Genomic DNA, 26,026 nt, shown 5'->3' on the forward strand with positions numbered 1-26,026 from the left:
TATTACCTTGTTTTAGAATCTTAAATAAACATTTGTAAAGAAAGTAGTTCCTCTGTCATACCAAAGTTTTGGTCCAAAATATGGTGTTTGTCTCTGAGATTCTTCAAGAACACCGGGGAAATTAGCCAATCTCCCTTGTTCAAAACCACCTGTAACATAATTTCTGTTGTTCAGAATATTATTTACCGATACACTTATCCCCAATCTGTATTCACCAATTCTGAAAGATTTTCCTGCATTAGCATTTAACATAAACTGATCATCAAATTTCTTTTGCGCAGTTAATTGCTGAATAAGTTCTGGTGTAACACCTGCATAAGGATCATTTGTCCCAGGATCTGTATACATATAAGGAGTCTTATTCAATGCTGAGAAATCAAGATATTGATCCATCAAATAATTTGCCGATGCTCCTACCCACCAATATTTAGGTGAATTATATTTTAAACCGAATGAAAATGCTTTTTGTGGAGTTCCTGCGACTTTATAATCTTTGATATTTGCTTTTCCATAACTTCTATATCTCGATATAGTATTTAAATCATCAAAAGAATATACATCTGGACGATTTGTGTATTTGTATTCCCCAATACTAGCAACTCCAGTTGCATTTAATGTTGGTGTAATTTTCACGTCAAAACCAAGCTCTGCACCAATGTATCTTTTATCAACACCCGTCATAGCCTCATTAATCAAAGTATTTGCAGATCCTGTCTGGTCACTTACCGCAGCATAATATCTAGAAATTTCTGTAGAATTACTTATTTTAGTATAATAACCAGAAAGTCTTAGTTTAAGAACCTGACCTCTCATAATATAGCTTAAATCATTTGAGTTAATGATTTGGTTTTTAACTCCGGGAGTCAAAAAATCTACCGCTCTTGGATTGATGTACAATTCATTCAACGTAGGAGCTAAGCTAAAGAATGCACCATTATAAACAATAAAGTTTTTACCATTGATCTTGTAAGTCACTTTACCTTTAATACCTGCATCTAAAGCATCATAAATTGCACTTTTCCCTTTAGAATTATCTTTAAAAGCAGCAATTCCACTTCTGTAATCACCATCTCTCTGAGATTCTGAGTAAGAACTAAAGATAGATGCTACAACATTAAATTTGTTGAAATCTACTTCTGTAGAAACATTTAATGAATAGTGATCTTTCAAAAGCTCATAAGAATATTGTGTTCTGTCTCCTACTCTTACTTGTGTATTTGTATCATCCGTATTGTATTGCACATCGTTATTGAATGCATTAAGATTATTAGCATAATTCGCTCCTAATAAATCTTTAACCCTTCTGAAGTTATCTGATCTTAAATTCTGATAATTAAAGTTAACATTTAATTTCCAGTTTTCTTTTAATCTTGTATCAAAGTGAGAAGCAAAGTTGAACGTTTTATCTCTATTTACATCCTCTACGATTGTATAAACGGCACCTCTTTGAGAGCCATCCATATTTTGATTGTTAAGGTAGTTTGCCTGATAAAGACTATTCCAGTCGATTTGTGACTGAGCTCTGAATTCGTCAGCTGTTAAAAGACCATAACTTGGTAATTTTCTGTAATAAGTAGGGTTTGGATCTGCTGCGTGGAACCAGTCTAGCCTACTTCTTGCATCGCTTCCGATTTGGTAAGAAACTGTATTGATCCAGTTTGAATTTTTACCGATCTTCAAATAATCAGTAAGCATAAACATCGGTTCGAATACTTTTCTGATTCTTGAGTTTCTCTTTTCACCATCTTGCCATCCCCAGTATGAGTTGTAATCTTTACCCATAATGTCATAAACTTCCTGAGTATTTGGAGAATTTGATGCTCTATAAGTAGGAGAACCAAAACCAGTGAAGTTAATTGAATGTCTTTCGCTGAATTTTTTCTCAACTGAAGCAAAATAAGCATAAGCATCTTGGTAAACACCATCGATGATTGCCTGATCTCCCCATCTTCTGCTTCCAGAAACTGTAAAGGCCCAACCATTTTTAGTCATTCCTGAAGAATAAGTTGCCATTGCTCTGTGCAAATAACTTCTATTCGTAAATGAATAGGCTAAAGATGTCTGTTTTCTGTAAGAAGAAGCTCTTGTATTGTAATAAGCAACACCTCCTAAATTACCGAAAGCATATTCTGAAGGGGTAATGTTATCTACATTTTCATAAGGATATCTTGTTACATCATTCAAACCACCCCAGTTGTTGAAGTCAATTCTTCCATCATCATTTTTAGACATCGAAACACCATTAAACATTACGTCTTCGAAACGGTTATCTACCCCTCTCGGTCTGAACCAATATGCTCCCAATTCAAAAGCAGAAACATTTTGAAATGCATCTCTACCTGAGCTCAAAAGCCCTACAGTAGGCTGCATTGCAGATCCTCCGTCTTCAGTATCAGTTGCAGAGTCATCAATCACAACAACTCCGGCATCTGTTCCCAAACTATTGTTTAGCACAATAACACCTAAGTCTTTTCTTTTCTCATCGGCTGTTACATCAAACTCTAAGATTTTAGATTCAAAATTTGGTTTTGTAACTGTAATAAGATAATGTCCTGGCTTCAAATCTACAAACTGGAAGTAACCGATTTTGTCTGCAGTTACATCATCGACAGATTGTTCAAGATCAACCTCTGCTCTCTCTACAGGCTTACCATCCTGACCTTTAACATACGCATAAACAGTAGTTTGCGCATAATAATAAGAGGCAGGTAATAGTGTAAACAAAGAGATTAGGGATAGTTTTTTAATCATAATAAACTTATTTTTTACACCTTCTTTATTTAAGGGGCAACAAATTTAGGATTATTTTCATTAACTAAAACATTTTTAGTACTTTATTCTATTAATTATTCTTAACACTTAATAATACCCTCAATAAAAAGTCAGTATTATGATTTAATTCAAAAATGCTTCTTAAGATTAATTTAATCTCTAAATGATTTTAAAATTTGTAATTTTAGCCCCTCAATTTTTTGAATATTTGAACAACATGAAAAAATATCTTATCATTTTTGCGGTATTGTGTTTTAATTTTGGGTTTTCTCAGCAGAAACAAGTTAAAAGAGCGGCCGTAGCTTTCCTGAATGTAGAAAATCTTTGGGACACTATTGCGTCTGCAGATTATATTGACGGAACACTTCCTTTTTCTAATCCTAAATTTCACAGAAGCGTACCTATCGATTCTCTGAAGTTTTTGGAAACAACTGAAGACTACAAGGGAGAATGGAGCAATGAACTTTTAGTTGGAAAGAAAGTAATTCGTCATCAAATTTTAGCTACCGACTTTACAGCAAACAGCCCAAAAAGATGGGGAACGAAATACTACAACCAAAAATTAGCTAACGAAGCAAAGGTAATTTCTGAGCTTGGAAGACAGTACACCAACGACAACCCTGCAATTTGTGGTTTAATTGAGGTAGAAAACAGACAGGTAATTGAAGACCTTATTAAGCAACCTGTTTTAGCAAAAAGCAATTATGGAATTGTGCACTACAATTCTTACGATGCAAGAGGAATTGACATTGCAATTATTTATCAGAAAAACAGATTTGTAGTTCAGAACACTTATACTAAAGAAATAAAAATCTATAATGAAGATGGTAAAAGACAATACACAAGAGATGTTTTGGTAGCAATCGGACTTTTAGATGGTGAAAAAATTGCAGTTTTTATGAATCACTGGCCTTCAAGAAGTGGTGGTGAAGCTGCTTCCCTGCCAAAAAGAAATGCTGCTGCTGCCGTTTTGAAAGCGGAAATGGATAAATTATCTGCAGAATTTCCCGGAATTAAATTAATTTCAATGGGTGATTACAATGACGATCCGGTAAGTCCGAGTTTGAAAAAACATTTAGGTGCAGTAGAAAATCCTGAAGATTTATCTGATAAAACTCCTTACTATAATTTAATGTACAAATTATATAAAGCAGGAGTTGCTTCTTTAGCCTATAGAGACGCTCCGAATTTATTTGATCAGATTATCGTTTCTCAGAATTTATATTCAAAAGAAAAATTGACTCCTACTTACAGTATTTTTAAAGCAGAAATCTATGCCCCGTCTTATTTAGTTAATAAAGAAGGACAATGGAAAGGTTACCCGCTTCGTTCTTGGGATGGTGACAGATTCACCGGTGGTTACAGCGATCACTTCCCGGCTGTATCGGTTCTTCAGAAAGAATACATCAAAAAATAAAACAAGGCACTCTATTTGGAGTGCTTTTTTTGTGTAAATTACTCATTATGAAAAATTTAATCATCATATTATTTACAGTTCTTATTCCATTACATTCATTCGCTCAGAATAATCCTAAAAACGAAAAGAAAGATTCTACAATGAAACCATCAAAAAACGATGATGGAGAATGGGATCTGATTGTAATCGACACTCAGTTTGATTATTTTATGAATGCTATTGCAAGACCAATGAATCAGTATACTGAAGCTAATTTGAAAAGTAGAAATGCAATTTTGGTCAATGAATGGAATTCTTATTTCATGTCGGGAAGATATCATAATATCATTGAATCTTCAATAGATTATGACCCAAGAGAGAAATACGGAATTAAATTTGAGTACAAACTGTATCAGGTTTTCGCCTATGTTAATTGGAAGTACAAACTGAGAATGAATGGATTGAGCGCAAGTGACACATTCAGGTAATAAAAAAAGGTTCAGAAAATTCTGAACCTTTTTTTATTTGAAGTAATAGAAGATTATTTGTTGAATAATTCTTCTACTTTATCCCAGTTTACAACATCGAAGAAGGCAGATACATAATCAGGTCTTCTGTTTTGATAATTTAAATAATAAGCGTGCTCCCAAACATCCAATCCTAAAACCGGAGTTCCTTTTGCATCAGCAACAGGCATTAATGGATTGTCTTGGTTTGGAGTAGAAGTTACAGAAACAGATCCGTCTTCATTTTTCACCAACCAAGCCCATCCTGAACCAAATCTTGTTTTAGCAGCTTCAGAAAAATCATTTTTGAATTTTTCAAAACCACCATAATTTTCGATAGCAGCTTTTACGCTCCCTACAGGCTCTTTGCTTCCTCCTGGAGTTAAAATCTCCCAGAAAAGAGAGTGGTTGAAGTGACCACCACCGTTATTTCTTACAGCAGGTTTTTCAACACCCGTTCTGCAGATTTCTTCGATAGACAATCCTTCAAGATCAGTTCCTTCGATTGCTTTATTTAAGTTATCAACATACGCTTGGTGATGTTTTGAATGGTGGATTTCCATTGTTTTTGCATCAATTGTTGGCTCTAAAGCTTCGTAAGCATATCCTAATTTTGGTAATTCAAATGACATAAGTTTATTTTTAATGTTATGACTCAAAGTTAGCCAATATTCAAGCCAATATCAAAAATTGAAGATTACTTTAATAAATCTTTAACATTGATAATAACAAAAAGGTGTCTAAATGTCGATAAATCCATTATTTTTTTAAATTTGTCGTTATGAAGAAAATTTATACAATCTCTGCATTATTTTTATTATTGATAAGCTGTAACTCTGACCGTATTTCTAAAGATGAATACGCTTTACTCAATGAATCAGTCAGCGAAATTCTAAAGCCATACGGAATGACCTATCTTTCACAGGATGAAATGAATGAAATTGCCGCCAATAACGGAATTGATTTAAACAGAACGATGAATGAAAAAGATGCAAAAATCATTGAAGACGCAATTGCAATGAGAAGAAAATTTGAGTTTGCTATTTCCGACAGCATCGAAGCTTCTTCTGCGAAAAGTAACGTATACCGTTCTCTTTTAGAATTAGATAGCATTGTTCCCGCAAAAGAAAATTTAAAAGCAACGAGTTTAGATTTAACTAAAATAAAATTCCCTGAAAATTACGAGAAGGTAGAAAAACCAAGCGAAAATGGCGAATTTCTTGGCAAGATCACTTTAAGCAGACCCATCATCGACAAATCGGGCGAGAAGGCAATTATTTATTATCAGAAATGTAAGAACATTACCGGTAACGATTGTATGCCAAGATTTATCCGCTTCCGAAAAATTCATAACGAATGGGTTAAAAGAAGTTAATACAAAAAAGCAGTCAAAATTTTGACTGCTTTTATATTTTTAAAGTAAAATACTTTATTATCTGTTCATCGACATCAAGAACTCTTCGTTATTTAAAGTTCCTCTGATGTTTTTGTTGACAAATTCCATTGCTTCGATAGGATTCATCTCTGAAAGATACTTTCTGAAAATCCACATTCTCTGTGAAGTTACCTCATCAAGCAATAAATCGTCTCTTCTTGTACTTGAAGAAACCAAATCGATGGCAGGATAAATTCTTCTGTTCGCAATTTTTCTGTCTAACTGAAGCTCCATGTTTCCGGTACCTTTGAATTCCTCAAAAATAACCTCATCCATTTTAGAACCTGTATCAATTAAAGCAGTTGCGATAATCGTTAACGATCCTCCGTTTTCAATTTTTCTTGCAGCTCCGAAGAATCTTTTTGGTTTGTGAAGAGCATTTGCATCAACACCACCAGAAAGTACTTTTCCAGAAGCAGGAGTTACGGTATTGTAAGCTCTCGCCAATCTTGTAATTGAATCTAAAAGAATCACCACATCATGGCCACATTCTACCATTCTCTGAGCTTTCGCTAAAACAAGGTTAGCCACTTTTACGTGTTTATCTGCAGCTTCGTCAAATGTAGAAGCAATTACTTCTGCATTTACGCTTCTTTCCATGTCGGTAACTTCTTCAGGACGTTCGTCGATCAAAAGAACCATCATATAAACTTCTGGGTGATTGGCTGCGATAGAGTTTGCAATATCTTTAAGCAACATTGTTTTACCGGTTTTCGGCTGAGCAACGATCATCGCTCTTTGCCCTTTTCCGATAGGTGCAAAAAGATCTACAATTCTTGTTGACATCGTAGAATTATCTCCCGAAAGATTAAATTTCTCTTCAGGGAATAATGGCGTAAGATATTCAAAAGCAACACGATCTTTAATATATGCTAAATCGCGACCGTTAACTTCTGTTGGTTTTAGTAATGAGAAATATTTTTCACCTTCTTTCGGAAGTCTTACAATTCCTCTTACGGTATCTCCGGTTTTTAAACCAAAATTTCTGATCTGTGCTGTAGAAACATACACATCATCCGGTGAAGAAATATAAGAGAAGTCTGATGAACGTAAAAATCCGTAGTTGTCTGGTAAAATTTCTAAAACCCCTTCAATACTAACCATTCCGTCGAAGCTGAACTCTTTTTTCTGTTCGTGCTGCTCCTCGTGTCTTTCAGGCCTTTCAGCATGTTGCTGTCTGTTCTGATTAGGATTTTGGTTTTGATTAGGGTTGTTTTGATTAGAATTCTGATTTTGGTTATTGTTCTGATTTCTATTTTGAGAATTTCCACTGTTTTGTTGTGGATGGTTTTGACCTTTTTGTTGTTGAGGCTGACCTTGTTGTGCTTGTTGCGGTCTTTTAGGTCTTTCCTCTTTAGCTTGTGCAGGTGCATTTGGCTGAGAATCTATATTTAAAGGAAGTTCTATTGTTCCTTTTGCTTCAATTTCACTGCTTTGCGCAGGAGGCGAAACTCTTTTTCTTTTTTGTCTGTTGTTAGAAGGAGCAGCTTTCTCTTCAGCTTCAGTCTGTGGTATTTCTGCTTTTACTTCTTCTACAGGAACTTCTTCTGTTTTAATAACTTCCGGCTCTTTTGCAGGCTGAGTTTCTTTTGGCTCAGTTTCAGCTTTTGGTTCTACCTTAGGTTTTGCGGTCTTTTTAGGAGCAGCCTTTTTAGGAGCTGGTTTAGTTACCTTCTCTGCCGGTTGTTCCTCTACAACAACAGTCGGTGTTTCTGTGGTATTGAAATAATCTTTTGTAACTTTAGGGTTGGAAGCCTGAAAATCTAGAATAGCAAAAATTTTATCATTTTCATTGCTGGTTCTTGCAACCTTAACGCCCAAATCTTTTAAGATTTTAGTCAATTCCGTTACAGATTTTGACCTTAACGTTTCTATGTTAAACATATTTAATGTAAAAATGTAATTAGTTGTGAGTAAGAAAAGTAAGTCGGGTGACTTTTGTTTTCAAGTACATTGTATGTTGCAAATCTACACTTATTTTTGAATTGTGCAAAATTTATGTTATTTTTGCTTCTGAATTTGAAATTCTATGTTACAGAGAATACAGACCATTTGGATTTTGCTGTCTGTTTTAGCAGCAGCTTTCTTATATATTACGGGACAAGATGTAGATGTTTTCGGAAAAAATCCGATTATCAGTATCTCGTCAATTGTTTTAGTTTTGGTAGGAGCATTGAGTTTATTCAGTTTTAAAAACAGAAAAAGACAAATCTTGCTGAATAATATCAGCATCATTATAAACGCTTTGTTGATTGGTGTATTGGTGTACTGGATGCAAAACTTATCCGGAGGAATAGATTTTCCTGAGAAGGGTATTGAGCCGGTTTTCCCATCGATTGCGGTAATTTGTTTGTTTTTGGCAAATATTTTTATCAAGAAAGATGAGAGGCTCGTAAAATCTGTAGACAGACTACGATAACCTTACAACGATTTTTTGAGTGAGAACAGCTTCCTTTTGGGAGCTGTTTTTTTTATTTCCCAGAGATTTACGCAGATGATTAAAACAAAATAATATTATTAATTTCAGATAGAGAATAAAATCTGTGAGAATCCGTGAAATCTGTGGGATGTAAATAAATTAAGATTACTTGCAACATTTTATATAAAACCGCTACTTATTCAATTAGTATAAAGAAATAATATAATTTAAATATGAAAAAACTAATCTATCTTTCCCTATCATTTTTCGCAACTTCGGCTTTTGCACAGGATGTTTCCGAAGAGAGAGTAAAAACCGTCATCACAACTCTGGCTTCAGATGAAATGAAAGGCCGCGAAATTGGAACTCCGGAAAATGACAAAGCTGCAGAATACATTTCACAACTTTTTAAAGAAAACAATCTGGAATATTGTACAGGCAATTCTTATCTCGTTCCTTTTAATTATAAAGGAAAAACAGCTTACAATGTTTGCGCAGTTAAAAAAGGAAAATCTGAAAAATTTTTAGGATTTACTGGTCACTTTGATCATATCGGAGTAAGCAATAAATCCGGGGACAATATTAACAATGGCGCAGATGACAACGCAAGCGGAATCACGACTTTGGTAGGTATCGCCGATTATTTTAAAAATAAAAAACCCGACTTCTCAATGGTTTTCATGGCATTTAATGGAGAAGAAAAAGGAATGTTGGGTTCAATCGCTATTTCTGAAGACAAAAAGCTAGATCACATCTACAATAATCTTTCAGCGTTATTTAATTTTGAAATGGTTGCCACAGAAGCTGAGTTTGGAAAAAACACAGTCTTTATTACCGGTGATGAGTTTTCTGACCTTGATGAATTGTTTAATAAAAATGCGGTAAACGGATTAAAAATTTATCCCGATCCTTATGCGAAGCAACAATTATTTTACAGATCAGACAATGTAAGCTTTGTGAAAAAGAAAATTATTGCCCATTCTATTTCCACTGCAGACATGAGCAAAATTACTCATTATCATCAGGCAAACGATGATATGAGCATTGTAAATTCTGAAAATATGACGCAGATTATCAATAACTTTGCAAAAACTTTAGAGAAATTAAGCCCTAAAAATTTCAATCCGAAGTATAATGATAAAGTAAATTTCAATTAAAAACGTCTTATCATTATATTTTAATTAATTTTGCTTTCCAATTTTATTGAATGAACGAATATAAAAAAATACTCAAATTCGCCCGTCCGCATCAGAAATACATTTACGGAAGTTTATTCTTCAACTTGCTATATTCTGTGTTTCAGATTGCTTCTTTAGGAACCATACTTCCGGTTTTGGGGATGCTTTTTGGCACCATCAAACGTGAAAACTTCAAATCTGCTCCTGTATATTCTGGAGAGCTTGTAGATTTATTTTCTTACTTAAAGACCTATTCTAATTATTATATCCAGACTCTAGTTGATGATTATGGTACGCTGAATGTTTTAGCTTGGCTTTGCGTCATCACGGCATTCATGTTTTTACTGAGAAATATTTTCAGATACTTAGGATCTTTCCTTTTAATTAACTATCGTGTCGGTGTTACCAAAGATCTTCGAGGCGAGATGTATCGTAAGGTTTTGTCTTTGCCTGTTTCATTTTTTACAGAAAGCAGAAAAGGTGATATGATGTCTCGTATGTCGAATGACGTAGGTGAAGTAGAAGGAAATATTTTGGGAAGTTTGGTTGATTTGATCAACGCTCCGTTTATGTTAGTCAGTACATTGATAAGTCTTTTTTGGCTAAGTTCTGAACTTACTCTATTCTCTCTTTTGGTTTTACCAGTAATGGGAACTATGATTGCTTTAATTGGAAAAAGTCTTAAAAAAGATTCTCATGAAGCGCAGAACGAAATGGGAAATATCTTTTCTATTGTAGATGAAACCTTGAAATCATCAAAAGTGATCAAGATTTTCAGCGCTGAAAAAATAATGGACAACCGCTTTATGGGTTCCATGCAGAAATGGATCAACAGCTCTATAAGATTAGGTAGAAAAAAAGAATTAGCATCGCCAATGAGTGAGTTTTTAGGGTCAGTTACTTTTTTAATAATCGCATGGTATGGTGGAAAGCAAATCATTGTAGATCAAAGTATTGCTCCGGAAGATTTTCTTGTATTTTTAGCCATGTTCTTCCAAATTTTACCTCCGGTAAAAAGTTTATCATCTTCTATTTCTAATGTTCAGAAAGGGGAAGCTTCTCTACAAAGAGTTTTGGAAATCCTTGAAGCCGATGTGAAAATAGAGGAAATTGCAGAACCGGTTTCTATTTCTACTTTAGATAAACAAATACAGTTTAAAAATATTGGTTTTTATTACGATAAATCTAATTTAATCCTAAAAAATTTCAGTCTGACGATTCCAAAAGGAAAAACAGTTGCATTGGTCGGTCAAAGTGGAAGTGGAAAAACTACAATTGCCAATCTTTTGGCGCGATTTTATGATGTTTCAGAAGGTCAGATTTTAATTGACGAGACTGATATCAAACATCTAAAATTGACCGATTACAGAAAACTTTTAGGAATGGTTACCCAAGAATCTGTATTGTTCAATGATACTGTTTACAACAATATTTTGATGGGTAAACCTGAAGCAACGAGAGACGAAGTAATTGCTGCAGCAAAAATTGCCAACGCGGATCACTTTATTACTCAACTTCCGAATGGTTATGACACTAATATCGGTGATGATGGAGGAAAACTTTCAGGTGGACAAAAACAAAGAGTCTCTATTGCAAGAGCCGTGCTGAAAAACCCACCGATTATGATTTTGGATGAAGCAACTTCTGCTTTGGATACAGAATCTGAAAAGTTTGTACAGGATGCCCTTGAAAAAATGATGGAAAACAGAACTTCACTGGTTATCGCTCACCGACTTTCAACCATTCAAAAAGCAGACTGGATTGTAGTTATGGAAAAAGGTGATATCGTAGAACAGGGAAGCCACCAAGATTTAATGACAAGGAGAGGCACTTATCACAAGCTTGTGGAGCTTCAAAATTTCGACTAAACTAATTTAAATTATTTTAAAATGAACCCCATACAAGAGTACTTCTACAGAATACAAGAACCTGAAAGAAGTACTCTTTTATTTTTGCGTGAAAAAATTCTGGCATCTGACACAGAACACATTACTGAAACGTTAAGCTTCGGACTTCCCTTTATAAAGTACAAAAAGAAAATGCTGTGTTATTTTTATTACAGCAAAAAATATAAAAAGCATTACATCAGTTTTTATCATGGTGATAAACTGGACTACCCTGAGCTGACCCAAGACGGAAGAAAAAAGTTTAAGATTCTGTTAATTGATATTGAAGAGGATCTTCCCGTAGAGTTTATATTGAGTCTACTGGAGGAGATAAAGCAGTATATTAAAGGATAATTTTATTGTTCATTTCCAAATCTCTTTTCTTGTATTTTATCATAGGTCTTTACGTAATCAGGGTTTTCAGTTTTCATGATCTGATCCCAGAATCGAAAATACAGACCATAATTTCCTTTAAATTTATTATGATGAAGGTTGTGATGTACTGATGTATTCAATATTTTAAATATCATTGATTTCCTTAGCCATTTCGGAGCTACTTCATATCCTAAATGCCCATATACATTGATGATCAAAGAACTCACTACGAATATAGAAATACTGAGTGGGTGTAAAGGAATAACAAAAAGTAGGAGTGGTAAAATCAATCCCTCAGCTACGGCCTCGAAAAAATGAAAAGAGTAAGCTGCGAAAGGACTTGGGTTGGTTGATTTATGATGGATAAGATGTACATGCTTAAAAATTTTCCTATAATGCAAAAGTCTGTGCATCCAATAAAAGTAAGTATCATGAATAACTAGTCCCGTAACAATACTTCCCACAAACCAATATACAGAATAATCATCAACATTTTTGTAGATTTTAGTAAACTGATTTAATGGAGTATAGATTACTAAAAAAATCATGAACGCCATGATCAACGAGGAGGCTGCGGAGTGAAGCACTTCCCTTACAATATCCAACTTCTTAACTTCTTGCTGTTGAATTTTTGCATTATAAAGGGCTTTCTTAAATAAAAAGTAACAAATCCAATAACAAAATCCCGCTAAAAAGAAATACTGCAAGAAGCCCATGAAACTCAGATCAAAAAAATATTTCAGGTGTTTCATAATATAATATTTTGTGATGGGAAAAAAGAAACACCAATGTTATATTTCTATAGCATCAGTGTTTCCATCTTTATAAACTTATATTTCGTGTTTTTAAAATCGAATCGGAGAAAAAATAGTCTTATTTGGTATTTATCCCTTTAAATTCTGCTTGATTGAGAGCCCATGCAAATGCGTTGGCTGTAAAAGTAGAATTATAGATAAGTGTGCCTGATGTTCCATAAGTAGTTTTAGGAACGGGCTTCTTATTTGTATCCAAAATAAAAGGACATATTGTGCTGGAAGCCTGATCTCCACTATTTCCACTTTGTGAATTAAAGCCACCTTCTCCGACCCATATTAAATTAAAACTTTTATGTTTAAAAGCAGTCACAGATCCGGCTACAGTACCTGTATTATTGTTAGCATTGGTTGCATTAGAATATGAAGAAATTTCACCAGATGGTAATCCTGTAAAATATACAACATCTGTTGCATCATCTCCCCAAAGCTTACCTCGGATGTCTCCAAAAGGTCCGTTGGTAATTTCATCACTTGTAATAGGTAATGTATAGGTTCTTCCATCTCCTGAGCCTCCTGTTGTAGACTGGCTCAAACTCGGATCATTAAAAATGGTTCTGAAAAAGTTCTGATTTCCGGTAGTATCTTCACAGAAAGAAAGAATTACTCCCCCTTTTTGTAGATATTGTAAAAATACTGCTGCATCATTGGTGCTCATTCCATAGCTATATCCTATTACAACAATATCAACCGGAGCCGAACCCAGCAGCCATGTATTCAATTGTGCTGTACTTGGAGAATTGCTTCCATCAATAACCTGGGACCATCCTTCATATTTTACCGTACTTGTTGCCAACGTTCCGTAATTAGTATTCGTTGTTATTAAAGTATTTGATGGTCTTCCCGAGTTACTTAGATTATATCCATACGTATTTCCCAATCCTATAGCCAGTAATTTTTTTGCAGGAATAACTACAATCACATTTACACTACATGTAGTAGAAACTCCACCCCCACTGTCTGAAGTAATGGTCATTTTTTTCACAGTAGTAGAGCTGGGTGATCCTGTACCCTGAAGAGTAACATTTTGATTTCCTGTAGCAGTAAACGTACCTGAACCACTAAATGAGATTCCATCTACAGTATTGGTCGTAATTGTATAACTTCCCAAGGCTGTAACATTTACAGGAAGAGTAATTGTATTGGAAGCAGCCAAAGCTGTCCCTACTTTATAGACTCCATTTACAGTAGCACTACCACAACTCATTGTATAAGTTCCTGCAGGACTAAGAACATTCACTGTAACAGGAGGTGTACATGTAACATCTGTTCCATTTGCAGAAAGCTCTACAGTATCTACCTGAATGGTAGCCGGCACTCCTTGTCCCGGAACCTGGATTTTTTGTACTCCAGTGTTAAGAAATACCCCTGTCCCGTAGAAATTATATCCATTAGTTGTAGTACCTGTAATGGTATAATTTCCAATTTTAGTTACATTAACAGTTACACTAAGATAATTAGAAGCTGTAAGTTCTTTCGTCTGAACATACGCACCCATTGCCTTTGTATTGGAACAATCAATTGTAAAAACAGATTTTCCAATTTGCCCGCATACACTTTTCCATTCATTATCTGAAAGGCTCCAATAATTGTAACAGTCTTCAGTGGTGTTAAAGATCGTGAGACCATCATCACTAGTAGGGTTTATTGTTATTGCATTTCTTTGAGCCTCTGTAAGGCGTGGAACAAGTATTCCTTTATTATTATTTCCAGAAACAATATCCAAAACAGAATTGGGATTGGGAGAAGAGGTATTGATACCAACTGCTCCATTGTTTACCTGTGAATAAAACTTTCCGAAAATCATAAAGAGGACCAAAAAAAGCGTCCTAATTTTTACTTTTGTAAATTTCACATCCATCGTTGTTTTTTTGCGTTAATTGTTAATTATTTTCTCAAATTGCAAACACTTGGTTTAGCATCACAAAACTATAATGCATTTGGGATTTAACTAAAAATATCACTACGTAATACTACTCATGAGTATTAATACTCATTCGGAGGGGGTAAAACTTAAATTTTGAGTATAAAATTATTAATATTAACATCTGAACCTAAGCCCATTTTTTTTCGAATCCTGTATTTCCTGCTCTCAACTGCCCTTACACTACTATTTGTACAAAGAGCTATTTTTTTGGTATCGAAATTTAATCTCATTAAAGCACAAATATGCAGTTCAGAATAAATAAGCCCCGGATTAATCTTTAAAATATTAGGAATGAATTCAGGAAAAAACAATTGAAACCGTTCAAAAAAAATCGGAGAATCATTTTCTGCAAGCTCTATAATCTCTGTAACATTATCTTCTGTTAAATTATTAATGATGATCCGCTGTCTCATCAGTTCATTATTTACTTTCAAAAGATCTCCAATAGTAGAATCCTTAATTTCAGTTTCTCTGAGAAGACCATAAATTAGCTTATCTTTTTGTGAAATAAAATAAATATCAATTAAAAAAGTACTGATGGCAAAAATGATATTAAGAAGCTCAATAAGTTTAAAATCTTCTGTTTTTATAAACTTACTCTTAGATATAAAGCCCATGTCAAAATACAAACATCCTATAAAATTGATCGTGATAATCGTGACAATCAGTAATATAAAAAAAGAATCTTCCTTATAATTGAAATAGAAAGGAATAGCAAACAAAAGTGAAAAATAAAAATATTCTACACCTGCATTTTTCCAAGTATATATATAGAAGAAACTAACAATAAATGTAAGGATGATAAAAACACTAGTAATGACTGTTTTCAAAATTTTTTTGAATCGACTTATTTTTCCCTTGATACTAATTAAAACGAACCAAAAGAAAGTAATAATGATTAAAAAAGTAGAACTTACCATATCTCCAAAGAAGAAAATGATAAATATTGAATAAAATAAAAACACTAAAAACAAAAACAAAAGATAGCGCTGTATAAGAGCTAAATACTGGTACTCAAAATCATTAGCAGATGGCTCAAAATTGTAAGTAATTATTTTAGAAAATACTTTACTTATCATATTCTAAAATTTTTATTTAAAGATTGAATAAGGGGCTTTCACAGGGGCGCCCAATTAGGGTTTGGTACTTTAAATTTATAAAAAAAAGCAATCCCCCATTCAGGAGAATAGTAGATTTTTATCGAAATAAAGAATTTTATAGGAAATAATAAAAAAGCAAAAAACCTCATAATTTAATAGTCACTTATAAGGAGTTTTAAACTTTATCCTTAAAGATTCTGTGCCATTTTGTGAGTGTATTTCTGCTTATTTTAAAATGTCTGGCAGTTGTTATATTATTCAGTTTATTACTTCTTTGATATTCAAGAATCTTTAGAATAGAATTTTTATCATAAGAACGAAGCCTACGGCTTTTAGATTCAGTTAGTTGCTTAGATGATCCAAAAATAAGTGTGTTAAGAGTAAGAACATCCATCACTGTTTCAATACATTCTATTTTATTATTAATCTGCGCATTGCCTTTCTTTTCAGGGTATAATTCATCAATAATATCTGTATATATCTGCCTGTAATCCGGACACATATTCTTCATAATTCTTTTTTCATCCATTTAAATAAAGTAGTTTTCGGTATTCTATATTTAAGAATCACTTGTTGCGGGGTCATCTTTTTTGTGGAAATTTTGTTGAGAATAAAGCTTTTAACTTCTTCAGTATATATATTTTTTCTAAAAACCGGAAAATCATTTTTTTGAGAAACAAGATTACCTACACTTTTTAAAGGAGCATAAAGAATCAAATGTCCCGTATAAAGCCTGAAAAAATCATATTCTAAAAGCTTGCTCCATCTAAGTAAGAGATCTGTATCAAGACTACTTTGCTGATACATTTTTTCAATATCAGCTTCAGTACATTTTAAAAATTTTGTTACTCTTTCCGAAGAAATTTGAAGTTCTTTCATACGATGGTAAATAAACTCACCAATATGTATCTCCTTTAAGTTCATTTTCAATAGTCATTTGTGTTGAAACTTTTTAGAGGACTCATAAATCTTCTGAAAAGCCAATTATTTTGATGGGATAAAAGTATCAAGAAAGCAGCAAAAGCCATGCGTAACATACTACGCAATACCACGCACGAGTAGTAAAACTCATATACTTAATTGTTCTACTTAATGTAAGTGCAACAAAATGAATGTTATAATCAAAAAAAGGAGAAAACCATTTAAGATTTTCTCCTTTTATTATATATTAGATTAAACTAGTTCTGCTTCAACTTTGCAATAACATCCAGACCTCCTTTTGCTATATCTCCGATCTTACAGATAATCTCTGTATCAAGTGGAAGGAAAATATCCATTCTTGAACCAAATTTAATAAACCCGAATTCATGTCCAGCTTTTGCTTTATCCCCTTTATTACAATAGAAAACAATTCTTCTCGCCACATATCCCGCAATCTGTCTGAAAACGACTTTATGATTGGTTAAACTCTGTACCGCAACAGTTGTTCTTTCATTTTCTGTAGACGATTTTTCGTGCCATGCAACCAGATATTTTCCTGGATGATATTTTTTATAAATTACATCTCCCGAAACCGGATATCTACAAATATGAACATTCAGCGGAGACATAAAGATAGAAACCTGAATTGCCTTTCCTTTGATAAATTCATCCTCTTCTACTTCTTTAATCATCACTACTTTTCCGTCAACCGGAGCAATTACATTTTCTACGTGATCTAAAATATCACGATTCGGAACTCTAAAGAACCAAAATACCAAACTGTAAATAACCAATAATGGTACGATGATCAGAAGCGACCACATTTCAAGAAAATAGATAGATGCCGCAGCAATAATTGCGAAAAGTATAGACGCTACCGTGATGGTTCCTTTCGACTCTTTATGTAATTTCATAATGATACTAATTGTTGTTTGTTATAAGCAACGAAGTTTCCGAAGTATAACAGTAATATAAGTTTAAATAAATTTTTCTAAAATAAAGTACAAATATACGACAGGAACACAAATTAAAAAACTATCCAGTCTATCTAATACTCCACCGTGCCCCGGAATGATATTCCCGCTGTCTTTTACGCCAAAATTTCTTTTCAGCTGGCTTTCTACCAAATCTCCTAAAGGTGCAAATGCAGCGATCAGAAAACCTACAACCATCCAGTTTCCGCGAAGCTGTGGTTGATACTGCTCAACGAAATATGAAAGTACCAATGTTAAAACAACACCTCCGATATAACCTTCCCAGGTTTTTTTTGGTGAAATTTTCGGTGCCATTTTATGTTTTCCGAAGAATTTTCCAACGAGATAAGCAAAGGTATCGCTACTCCAAATTAAAATAAATAAGAAAATAACTTCCAGTGAAAATGTATTTTCAATTGAAGAATATTTAGGCAAACCTAAGGCAAAAGAAAATGGTAAAGCGATATAGATTACGGTAAAAATAAGCTTTCCGTTGTCGATATAAAGTTCGTTTGAGAATTTAAATAAAGTAATTACCGCAATAAGGGTTAATGAAATTGCCAAGATTTCCGACAGCCTGAAGTCAAAATAAAATCCGTGTTGGAAATATCGTTTAGAGAAAACATAGAAAATAAAAATGACTAACGGAAAAACAATCCACTTTTCGTAGCCGTCTCCGAATTTCATAATTTTCATACATTCCCATGTTCCAACCAGCAAAAGAAAGCTTATTAAACCATAATACAAATATTGCTGCTGAACGAGACCGGGAGAAACCGAATCTAGCAATTGCGCACCAAAAGGTGTTGCACAAAGAAATATTACGGCTACATAAACCAGCCCTGAAAGCGTTCTCTGAATAAGATTTTTGTCCAAAATTTAAAATTTAGAAAGCGATGCTAATCTTCCAGTAAAAGTAAAAATAGCTTCGTATTATTGTTTGCAGCAGCATCCAGCTTAGAGTGGTTTCCGCTGATTGAAGTAAGGTTTTTGATGTTTCCGGTGCGTTTGATCTTGCCCATCGCGTCATTCAGATTATTGACAATCTGAGAAACATTTGCCATAATAATTATTTTACCGGGTAATCTTGAAGAATGATAGTGCAGAATGTTATTGTGCGAAAGCATGATTCTGCCGTCGTACGCAATAAGGTATTCGCATGATATAAAAGCGGCATCGTTACGCGATTCCAGCTCGGGCGTATTATTGATTTTAATTACATTTAAAAATCCCTGAAGATCTTTATCACAGCAAAAAACAGAGTTAATCCCCTCGATTTTTAAAATCTGGTTTAAGGTCTGCAATGCTTCTGCCTCATCTGCGCAATAGTTGAAAAAGCCACCAGAATGCGTAAATAATTGCGCAAACTTATAGTCGAGATCTGCATTTTTCAGTGAATCTCCAAGCTTTTCCAGGCTCTGCTTCTCATCATCTTCTGGCTGGTTGGTAAGTCTGCTTACAATTCTTTTAAATAAACTCAACTTAGTATATTTTTGGTCAACTTCTATACAAAAATAGAAAATATAATTATAATTCGTCTAAGAATATAGTTTAAATAACAAAAAACCCGACAAATAGATTTATTTGCCGGGAGTTATTTTAAATCCAATAAGGATATTCTTAGATTTGACTTGAACTTTCAGGAGCTTGAATTTCACTATCCTTCAGTTCTTCGCTCGGTTGTTCTTCTTCTTTTTCAAGAATAGGAATTGTATTGGTCACCGGTTTTTCAGTCAACTCAGGATCCCAAGCTCTTTGACCGAAAATCTCTTCCAAATCTTCACGGAAGATAACCTCTTTCTCTAACAGTTTATTTGCTAAAGCATTCAGCTTATCTTTATTCTCAGTAAGAATTCTTACCGCTCTCTCATATTGGTTTTCGATAATACCTTTAATTTCGGCATCAATCTTAGAGGCTGTTGCCTCAGAATACGGTTTTCCGAAACTATATTCAGACTGACCCGAGCTGTCGTAATAAGAAATATTTCCGATATTAGGACTCAATCCGTAGATTGTTACCATTGCCTGAGCTCTTTTTGTCACTGTTTCAAGATCAGAAAGGGCACCTGTAGAAATATTATCAAATATTACCTGCTCTGCAGCTCTTCCTCCTAAAGTAGCACACATTTCGTCTAGCATCTGCTCAGTCGTAGACAATTGTCTTTCTTCTGGAAGATACCAAGCTGCTCCTAAAGATCTTCCTCTCGGAACAATGGTTACTTTAAGAAGCGGTGAAGCGTGCTCTACCAACCAAGAAATTGTCGCATGACCTGCTTCGTGGAAGGCTACTCTTCTCTTCTCAGAAGGCTTAATTGCCATATTTTTCTTTTCAAGACCACCGATAATTCTGTCTACCGCATCAAGGAAATCTTGTTTAGTAACCGACTCGTGGCTATTTCTCGCTGCAATAAGTGCTGCTTCGTTACAAACATTTGCAATATCTGCTCCACTGAAACCAGGAGTTTGCTTAGATAAAAACTCTCTGTCTATATTTTCGTCTAATTTGATTTTCTTTAAATGGACATCAAAAATCTCTCTTCTTTCATGCAATTCCGGAAGGTCAACATAAACTGAACGGTCAAAACGACCTGCTCTCATTAATGCTTTATCTAAAATATCTGCTCTGTTGGTCGCTGCCATAACGATAACGTTGACATCGGTACCAAAACCATCCATTTCTGTCAGAAGCTGGTTAAGCGTATTTTCTCTTTCGTCGTTTCCGCCAGAGAAATTATTTTTACCTCGTGCTCTACCAATTGCATCAATCTCATCGATGAAGATAATTGCCGGAGATTTTGCTTTAGCCTGAGCAAACAAATCTCTCACTCTTGAAGCACCTACCCCAACAAACATTTCAACAAAATCTGAACCTGACAATGAGAAGAAAGGAACTTTAGCTTCACCTGCAACGGCTTTTGCCAATAAAGTTTTACCTGTTCCCGGAGGCCCTACCAAAAGAACCCCTTTAGGAATCTTACCTCCCAGTTTGGTATATTTTTCAGAGTTTTTCAAGAAATCAACAACTTCCTGTACTTCTTCTTTAGCACCTTCTAAACCTGCAACATCTTTAAATGTTGTTTGAATTTTTTCTTTTTCGTCGAAAAGTTTAGCTTTAGATTTTCCTATTGAGAAAATTTGTCCACCAGGACCGCCACCGCCGCCCATTTTTCTGAAAAGAATGAAATAGAAAAGACCCAAAATTGTAATCCAAATCAATGCCTGAATAAGAATACTCATTAAAGGGCTTTCGCCTTCTGCATAATCTTTTGTTGTCTTTAATGCGGGATTCTCAGCTTTCAAAGTTTCAAACTTTGATAAAAACAGCTGTAAATCACCATATTTAAGTGTGTAATCTGCTTTTGGAGTCATTCCCAGTGATGAGAATGGGTTAGAACTTTTATCCTGAGTTTTTACCGTTTCCGTTTTAGCAGCTTGCGTTAAATAAACTTCAGCATTTTGTTTTTGCTTGTCTATCAACACTTTCTGAATTTTCCCAGCCTGCATCTCTTTGAAGAACGAATCTTCATCGATCGATTTTGCACTGTTGTCACCCATAGAAGTGGCGATAAAAAATAGCACAAGTGCTATAATCATTACAGGGAAAAACCAGTTAAATCCTTTATTATTCATTTATTACTTTTAAAATTTATACTTCACTTTCTATCCTTGTGATTTTTGCATCTCCCCAAAGTTCTTCAATATCGTAATATTCACGAGTTTCTTTCTGGAAAATATGTACCACCACTGAAACGTAATCTACCAACACCCACATTGAATTTTCTGTACCTTCTACATGCCAAGGTCTGTCTTGAAGATCGTTTCTTACCTTTTTTTCTACACTTCCTGCTAATGCCGAAACTTGTGTATTTGAGTTTCCGCTACAAATTATAAACGTTTCTGCAACTGAATTTTCGATTTTAGTAAGGTCAAAAATCATAATATCTTCACCTTTTACGTCTTGAATTGCCTCTACAATTTTATCTATTAGCGCTTGCTTTTCTGCTGTTTTATTCATTAAAATATACTATAATCTGCAAATTTATTGTTTTTCTTTTACTTTAGCCTTACTTTTAGGGTTTTAAAGTCTTAAAGTTTTCTTAAATGAGTGAGCTATTTTACCGCAATGCATGTTCTTCTACTAATGACGAAATAAATGACGTTTTACTTTATCCGCAATCAAATTTTGTTGGTCTTTATACATTTAATCAAATAAAAGGACGGGGACAATACGGAAACTCCTGGACATCAGTAGCGGAACAGAATTTAGCTTATACATTGGCCGTAAAAACCTCATGCTCTATTCACTCGGATTTCTTGTTCAATTATTATACCGCAATTGCTGTACAAAATTATCTTGCCAATCTGACTGAAAAGATAGTAAAAATAAAATGGCCAAATGATATTATCGTAAAAAATAAGAAAGTTGTCGGAATACTGATTGAAAAGAAGAAAATGAATCAGGAAAACTATTTTGTTATTGGAATAGGAATTAACATTTTACAAGAAAAATTTAACGAAATTTCTAATGCAGGATCACTTTTAACGCAAACAGGAAAAAGATTTAATTTAAAACAGTTTACAGAAGATCTGCATTCATTTTTAATTGAAAAGCTGACCCATATTCCTGATGACGCAGAAATCTTGGCTCAGTTTAATTCAGACCTATTCAGAAAAGATGAAATTTCAGTTTTCGAATTGGACAATGTAAGACAAAATGGCATCATTAAAAACGCTGACGAAAAAGGTAATATCTGGATAGAAATGGAACAATCCGGATTACAGTCTTTCTACCACAAAGAAATTAAGTTACTTTATTGATTGGCTCTTTTTAGATATAAAAATAAGGTGATCGGAAAGAATATAATATTAGGGAACCACATTGCCAATGCGGGTGACATACTTTTGTTCTCTGAAACCACTTTTAAAGCTTCAAAAGAGAACACAAATACAAATGCCAGAGAAATCCCTATCGCAAGGTTAATTCCTAAACCTCCCCTTTTCTTTTGTGATGAAAGAGAAAGCGCCAAAAATGTCAGAATAATAATTGAAACCGGCATTGATGTACGCTGATGCAATTCATTCAGGTGAGAATTCAGGTTGCTGTTTCCTTTATCTTTTTCACGCTCAATGAACTTTATAAGCTCCGGGGTCACTTTATTTTGACCTAAAAGTTCGTTTGGAAACAGTTCTTCAGGATCTTGTCCGTAATTTTTTTTCAACTCAAAACCCTGTCCCAATTTTTCAGAATCATCTTTATTGATGGTCTTTTCCAAATAACTATTCAACACAAAACTTTTTTTGTCCTGTTGCCAGAAAACATCAGTTGCTTTAAGTTCATAAATGAGTTTTCGGTCTTTATCAAACTTTTGATAAAGAAATCCATAGCCTCTTTTTTCTCTTTTATTCCAAGAATTTATAAAAATATATTCCGTTTTACTTAGCTGTGCAGAAACAGGAGCTGTTCCCAGAATTTTCTCTTTAGCAGCGGCATTGTAAGTATAGGCTTCTAGCTGGTTTTTCTTAACATTCGCCCAAGGCAAAACGAAATGATTCACCGTCAAAGAAATAAGGGCAATAAATAGAGATGTCAGCAAATATGGTTTTGCAAATCTGTGAAAACTTGCACCACTGCTGATAATTGCAACAATCTCGGTATTATTTGCCATTCTTGAGGTAAAATAAATCACCGATATAAAAACAAGAATCGCCAAGAATGTGATCACCAAATTGATAATCCAATAAGGATAAAAATGAATAAGAAAGTACGTTAAATCTAGTTTAGGATCAATCTCAGTTGCTTTTTCTATTCTAGGAATTTTCTGCTGAACATCAATTACCAAAACCACAATAGACAGCAATATCAACATGAAACTAAATGTTCCAAGGTATTTTTTTACGATATATCCGTCTACGATTTTAAGCATTTTTATTTATTTTTAAATAGAGTTACACCTATTTTCTTTTAAATCATCCTTACTAGGAATTCTTTTTTATTTCTAAAGTCTTTGTCTCAATATAGGAACTATAGAATCTTTCCATTGATAGAAATCTCCTGCTAAAATATGTTCTCTTGCTACTTTCACCAAATCTAAATAAAATGCAAGATTGTGGATTGATGCAATTTGTTTTGCCAAATATTCTTTAGACACAAACAAATGACGCACATAAGCTTTCGAATATTCGTGATCTACAAAACTTGTCCCAAACTCGTCTAATGGAGAAAAATCTTTCTTCCATTTTTCGTTTTTCATATTGATTACCCCTTGCCAAGTGAAAAGCATTCCATTTCTTGCGTTTCTTGTTGGCATCACACAATCCATCATATCGATTCCCAAACCGATTGATTCAAGAATATTCCAAGGAGTTCCGACTCCCATCAAATATCTTGGCTTGTCTTTCGGTAAAATATCGGTTACCTCATCGGTAATTCTATACAATTCCTCTTCAGGTTCACCTACAGAAAGACCGCCAATTGCATTTCCTTCTGCACCTGCTTCTGAGATTACTTCTGCAGAAATTTTTCTTAAATCTGAATACGTTGAACCTTGAACAATCGGAAAAAATCTTTGTTTATAACCATATAGTTCAGGATTTTCTGCATTCCAGTCGATGCATCTTTTTAACCAACGATGCGTCATTTCCATCGATTTTTTCACTTGATTATAGTGTGCGGGATAAGCAACACATTCATCAAATGCCATGAAAATATCAGCTCCAATTTGTCTCTGAATTTCCATTGATTTTTCCGGAGTAAATAAATGATAACTTCCGTCGATATGAGATTTGAACTTCACCCCTTCTTCAGACATTTTTCTGCTTCCTGAAAGTGAAAACACCTGAAAACCTCCTGAATCGGTAAGAATCGGAAGATCCCAATTCATAAATTTATGTAAACCTCCTGCAGCTTCCATCACCTCCATTCCCGGACGAAGATAAAGGTGATACGTATTTCCCAAAATAATCTGAGCTTTAATATCGTCTTTTATTTCTCTTTGGTGAACGGTTTTTACACTTGCGACAGTTCCTACAGGCATGAAAATCGGTGTTTGAACGGTTCCGTGGTCTGTATTCAAAACTCCGGCTCTTGCTTTGCCTTCTGAGGTTTTCTCTATATTAAAAAAATTCATTCTTATACATTTTAACTGCTTTGCGAGAAAGCATTACTTCATTATTGTCTTTCCGGTTTTGGTAGTTCTGTATCTTTCAATTGAATACTACCTTTTATTTTCTTTTCAGACTTCGGGTCTTTTTCTATAATAATTTTCTGGGCATCTTCCACAATCCCCTTCATTTTTTGCTTTACAATATAATAACGGTAGCTTTCAAGAAAATCTTCGTTCTTAACTTCATGATTTTTTAGAATAAATCTTGTTCCGCTTTCTAAATTTGTTTTGGGATACAAATAGATAACCTGATCATTAATCGCCAAATCAGCAATAATTTCTGCCATCTTGGTTTTCCCAACAAGATTTTTCGGCTTATCTATATATTCATTACATGAAAATAAACTCAATAAAACAAAAAAGAAAATCAGCTTTTTCATAACCTGTTAATAATTGATTTCCATTTTAAATTTAAAACACCAAAAACCGCTTCATGTATAATTCCGCCATTCATTTTACTTTCACCCAAAATTCTGTTGGTAAAAATAATCGGAACTTCTACAATTTTGAAACCTTTTTTAAAAGCTCTGAATTTCATTTCAATCTGAAAGCCATACCCTTTCAATCTTACATTATCTAAACCTATTTCTTCTAAAACTTTTCTTGAAAAACATACAAAACCTGCCGTTGTATCATGAATTGGAAGGCCTAAAATAAATCTTACATATTTTGAAGCAAAATAAGAAAGCAAAACTCTTCCCATTGGCCAATTCACAACATTTACTCCTTTAGAATAACGTGAACCGACTGCCATATCTGCATTTTTGCAGGCTTCAAAAAGTTTCGGTAAATCTTTCGGGTCATGAGAAAAATCGGCATCCATCTCAAAAATGTAATCATAATTATTTTGAAGTGCCCATTTAAAACCATGAATATATGCCTTTCCTAAGCCATCTTTAATATGTCTTATGGAAAGATGAAGCGTATGAGGAAACTTTTTTTGAAGTTCTTTTACGATGTCTGCCGTTTTATCTGGCGAAGAATCGTCTACGACCAAGACGTGAAACTCTTCTTCCAATGCAAAAACAGCGGAAATTATATTTTCTATATTCTCCTTTTCGTTATAGGTCGGAATTATGACGAGTTTTTTCATTTCAATTTGCAAAGATAGTTTATTTAAGTTTTTTATTTTATACAAAATAATCTATAATTTTGCAAAAAA

General features: G+C 34.0%; 25 protein-coding genes. 8 read left to right on the forward strand and 17 right to left on the reverse strand.

Annotation, left to right across the window (positions count from 1 at the left end):
* Nucleotides 1-12: 12 nt before the first annotated feature.
* Entirely contained in the window at nt 13-2,751 is a 2,739-nt protein-coding gene (locus FDY99_RS08735; protein ID WP_139420770.1) for a TonB-dependent receptor, read from the reverse strand.
* Between the two features lie 238 nt (nt 2,752-2,989).
* Between FDY99_RS08735 and FDY99_RS08740 the strand changes: the two genes are divergently transcribed.
* Entirely contained in the window at nt 2,990-4,189 is a 1,200-nt protein-coding gene (locus FDY99_RS08740) for an endonuclease/exonuclease/phosphatase family protein (protein ID WP_139420772.1), read from the forward strand.
* A gap of 47 nt (nt 4,190-4,236) precedes the next feature.
* A complete protein-coding gene (locus FDY99_RS08745) occupies nt 4,237-4,656 on the forward strand; it encodes a DUF6146 family protein (RefSeq protein WP_139420774.1) in 420 nt (139 codons plus the stop codon).
* Between the two features lie 53 nt (nt 4,657-4,709).
* On the opposite strand, the gene FDY99_RS08750 is transcribed toward FDY99_RS08745, so the two are convergent.
* The gene (locus FDY99_RS08750) at nt 4,710-5,306 is read right to left on the reverse strand and encodes a superoxide dismutase (protein ID WP_074230833.1); all 597 of its coding nucleotides are present in this window, start codon (nt 5,304-5,306) and stop codon (nt 4,710-4,712) included.
* 149 nt (nt 5,307-5,455) lie between these two features.
* Between FDY99_RS08750 and FDY99_RS08755 the strand changes: the two genes are divergently transcribed.
* A complete protein-coding gene (locus FDY99_RS08755; RefSeq protein ID WP_139420776.1) occupies nt 5,456-6,049 on the forward strand; it encodes a hypothetical protein in 594 nt (197 codons plus the stop codon).
* 57 nt (nt 6,050-6,106) lie between these two features.
* Here the strand turns inward: FDY99_RS08755 and rho are convergent, their stop codons facing one another.
* Nucleotides 6,107-7,993, reverse strand: coding sequence for a transcription termination factor Rho (rho, locus tag FDY99_RS08760; protein WP_139420778.1), 1,887 nt, complete (start codon nt 7,991-7,993; stop codon nt 6,107-6,109).
* Between the two features lie 145 nt (nt 7,994-8,138).
* Here rho and FDY99_RS08765 point away from each other — a divergent pair, with 145 nt between their 5' ends.
* From FDY99_RS08765 to FDY99_RS08780, 4 genes are all read left to right on the forward strand, one after another.
* The gene (locus tag FDY99_RS08765) at nt 8,139-8,528 is read left to right on the forward strand and encodes a DUF4293 family protein (RefSeq protein ID WP_139420780.1); all 390 of its coding nucleotides are present in this window, start codon (nt 8,139-8,141) and stop codon (nt 8,526-8,528) included.
* Between the two features lie 233 nt (nt 8,529-8,761).
* Nucleotides 8,762-9,685 carry a M28 family peptidase gene (locus tag FDY99_RS08770; RefSeq protein WP_139420782.1) on the forward strand — a complete coding sequence of 308 codons (924 nt, stop codon included), beginning with the start codon at nt 8,762-8,764 and terminating at the stop codon, nt 9,683-9,685.
* Between the two features lie 50 nt (nt 9,686-9,735).
* On the forward strand, nt 9,736-11,574 hold the full coding sequence (locus tag FDY99_RS08775) for an ABC transporter ATP-binding protein (RefSeq protein ID WP_139420785.1): 1,839 nt from the start codon (nt 9,736-9,738) through the stop codon (nt 11,572-11,574).
* A 21-nt stretch (nt 11,575-11,595) separates the two neighbouring features.
* Nucleotides 11,596-11,946: a DUF1801 domain-containing protein gene (locus FDY99_RS08780; protein WP_109621314.1), complete on the forward strand. Its 351-nt coding sequence runs from the start codon at nt 11,596-11,598 to the stop codon at nt 11,944-11,946.
* Nucleotides 11,947-11,948: 2 nt separating this feature from the next.
* Here the strand turns inward: FDY99_RS08780 and FDY99_RS08785 are convergent, their stop codons facing one another.
* The 10 genes from FDY99_RS08785 to rsfS form a co-directional block, all read right to left on the reverse strand.
* Nucleotides 11,949-12,719: a sterol desaturase family protein gene (locus tag FDY99_RS08785; protein WP_228448758.1), complete on the reverse strand. Its 771-nt coding sequence runs from the start codon at nt 12,717-12,719 to the stop codon at nt 11,949-11,951.
* 121 nt (nt 12,720-12,840) lie between these two features.
* Complete coding sequence (locus tag FDY99_RS08790; protein WP_139420787.1) at nt 12,841-14,640, reverse strand: autotransporter outer membrane beta-barrel domain-containing protein; 1,800 nt, start codon at nt 14,638-14,640, stop codon at nt 12,841-12,843.
* A gap of 152 nt (nt 14,641-14,792) precedes the next feature.
* Nucleotides 14,793-15,536 (reverse strand): helix-turn-helix transcriptional regulator, encoded by a 744-nt coding sequence (locus tag FDY99_RS08795; RefSeq protein WP_228448759.1) that lies wholly within the window; start codon nt 15,534-15,536, stop codon nt 14,793-14,795.
* A gap of 445 nt (nt 15,537-15,981) precedes the next feature.
* Nucleotides 15,982-16,335, reverse strand: coding sequence for a helix-turn-helix domain-containing protein (locus FDY99_RS08800; protein ID WP_228448760.1), 354 nt, complete (start codon nt 16,333-16,335; stop codon nt 15,982-15,984).
* Complete coding sequence (locus FDY99_RS08805) at nt 16,314-16,730, reverse strand: transposase (protein WP_139420791.1); 417 nt, start codon at nt 16,728-16,730, stop codon at nt 16,314-16,316. The genes FDY99_RS08800 and FDY99_RS08805 overlap by 22 nt, the downstream gene beginning before the upstream one ends.
* Before the next feature lie 254 nt (nt 16,731-16,984).
* The gene (locus FDY99_RS08810; protein ID WP_139420793.1) at nt 16,985-17,641 is read right to left on the reverse strand and encodes a phosphatidylserine decarboxylase family protein; all 657 of its coding nucleotides are present in this window, start codon (nt 17,639-17,641) and stop codon (nt 16,985-16,987) included.
* A gap of 63 nt (nt 17,642-17,704) precedes the next feature.
* A complete protein-coding gene (locus tag FDY99_RS08815) occupies nt 17,705-18,577 on the reverse strand; it encodes a phosphatidate cytidylyltransferase (protein ID WP_139420795.1) in 873 nt (290 codons plus the stop codon).
* 23 nt (nt 18,578-18,600) lie between these two features.
* Nucleotides 18,601-19,182 carry an LUD domain-containing protein gene (locus FDY99_RS08820; protein ID WP_074230818.1) on the reverse strand — a complete coding sequence of 194 codons (582 nt, stop codon included), beginning with the start codon at nt 19,180-19,182 and terminating at the stop codon, nt 18,601-18,603.
* A gap of 139 nt (nt 19,183-19,321) precedes the next feature.
* The gene (gene ftsH / locus FDY99_RS08825; protein ID WP_139420797.1) at nt 19,322-21,331 is read right to left on the reverse strand and encodes an ATP-dependent zinc metalloprotease FtsH; all 2,010 of its coding nucleotides are present in this window, start codon (nt 21,329-21,331) and stop codon (nt 19,322-19,324) included.
* A 16-nt stretch (nt 21,332-21,347) separates the two neighbouring features.
* Entirely contained in the window at nt 21,348-21,716 is a 369-nt protein-coding gene (gene rsfS, locus FDY99_RS08830) for a ribosome silencing factor (protein WP_074230816.1), read from the reverse strand.
* A gap of 86 nt (nt 21,717-21,802) precedes the next feature.
* On the opposite strand from rsfS, the gene FDY99_RS08835 reads away from it, so the two are divergent.
* Nucleotides 21,803-22,519: a biotin--[acetyl-CoA-carboxylase] ligase gene (locus tag FDY99_RS08835; protein ID WP_139420804.1), complete on the forward strand. Its 717-nt coding sequence runs from the start codon at nt 21,803-21,805 to the stop codon at nt 22,517-22,519.
* On the opposite strand, the gene FDY99_RS08840 is transcribed toward FDY99_RS08835, so the two are convergent.
* The 4 genes from FDY99_RS08840 to FDY99_RS08855 form a co-directional block, all read right to left on the reverse strand.
* Complete coding sequence (locus FDY99_RS08840) at nt 22,513-23,625, reverse strand: LptF/LptG family permease (protein ID WP_102980426.1); 1,113 nt, start codon at nt 23,623-23,625, stop codon at nt 22,513-22,515. The genes FDY99_RS08835 and FDY99_RS08840 overlap by 7 nt on opposite strands.
* A 72-nt stretch (nt 23,626-23,697) precedes the next feature.
* Entirely contained in the window at nt 23,698-24,828 is a 1,131-nt protein-coding gene (gene tgt, locus FDY99_RS08845; RefSeq protein ID WP_139420807.1) for a tRNA guanosine(34) transglycosylase Tgt, read from the reverse strand.
* A 41-nt stretch (nt 24,829-24,869) separates the two neighbouring features.
* Nucleotides 24,870-25,244 carry a DUF4296 domain-containing protein gene (locus FDY99_RS08850; RefSeq protein WP_139420809.1) on the reverse strand — a complete coding sequence of 125 codons (375 nt, stop codon included), beginning with the start codon at nt 25,242-25,244 and terminating at the stop codon, nt 24,870-24,872.
* Nucleotides 25,241-25,957, reverse strand: a complete 717-nt coding sequence (locus FDY99_RS08855; protein ID WP_074231237.1) for a polyprenol monophosphomannose synthase — start codon at nt 25,955-25,957, stop codon at nt 25,241-25,243. The genes FDY99_RS08850 and FDY99_RS08855 overlap by 4 nt, the downstream gene beginning before the upstream one ends.
* Nucleotides 25,958-26,026: the final 69 nt, after the last annotated feature.

The organism is Chryseobacterium mulctrae (assembly GCF_006175945.1).
Taxonomy (GTDB): Bacteria; Bacteroidota; Bacteroidia; order Flavobacteriales; family Weeksellaceae; genus Chryseobacterium; species Chryseobacterium mulctrae.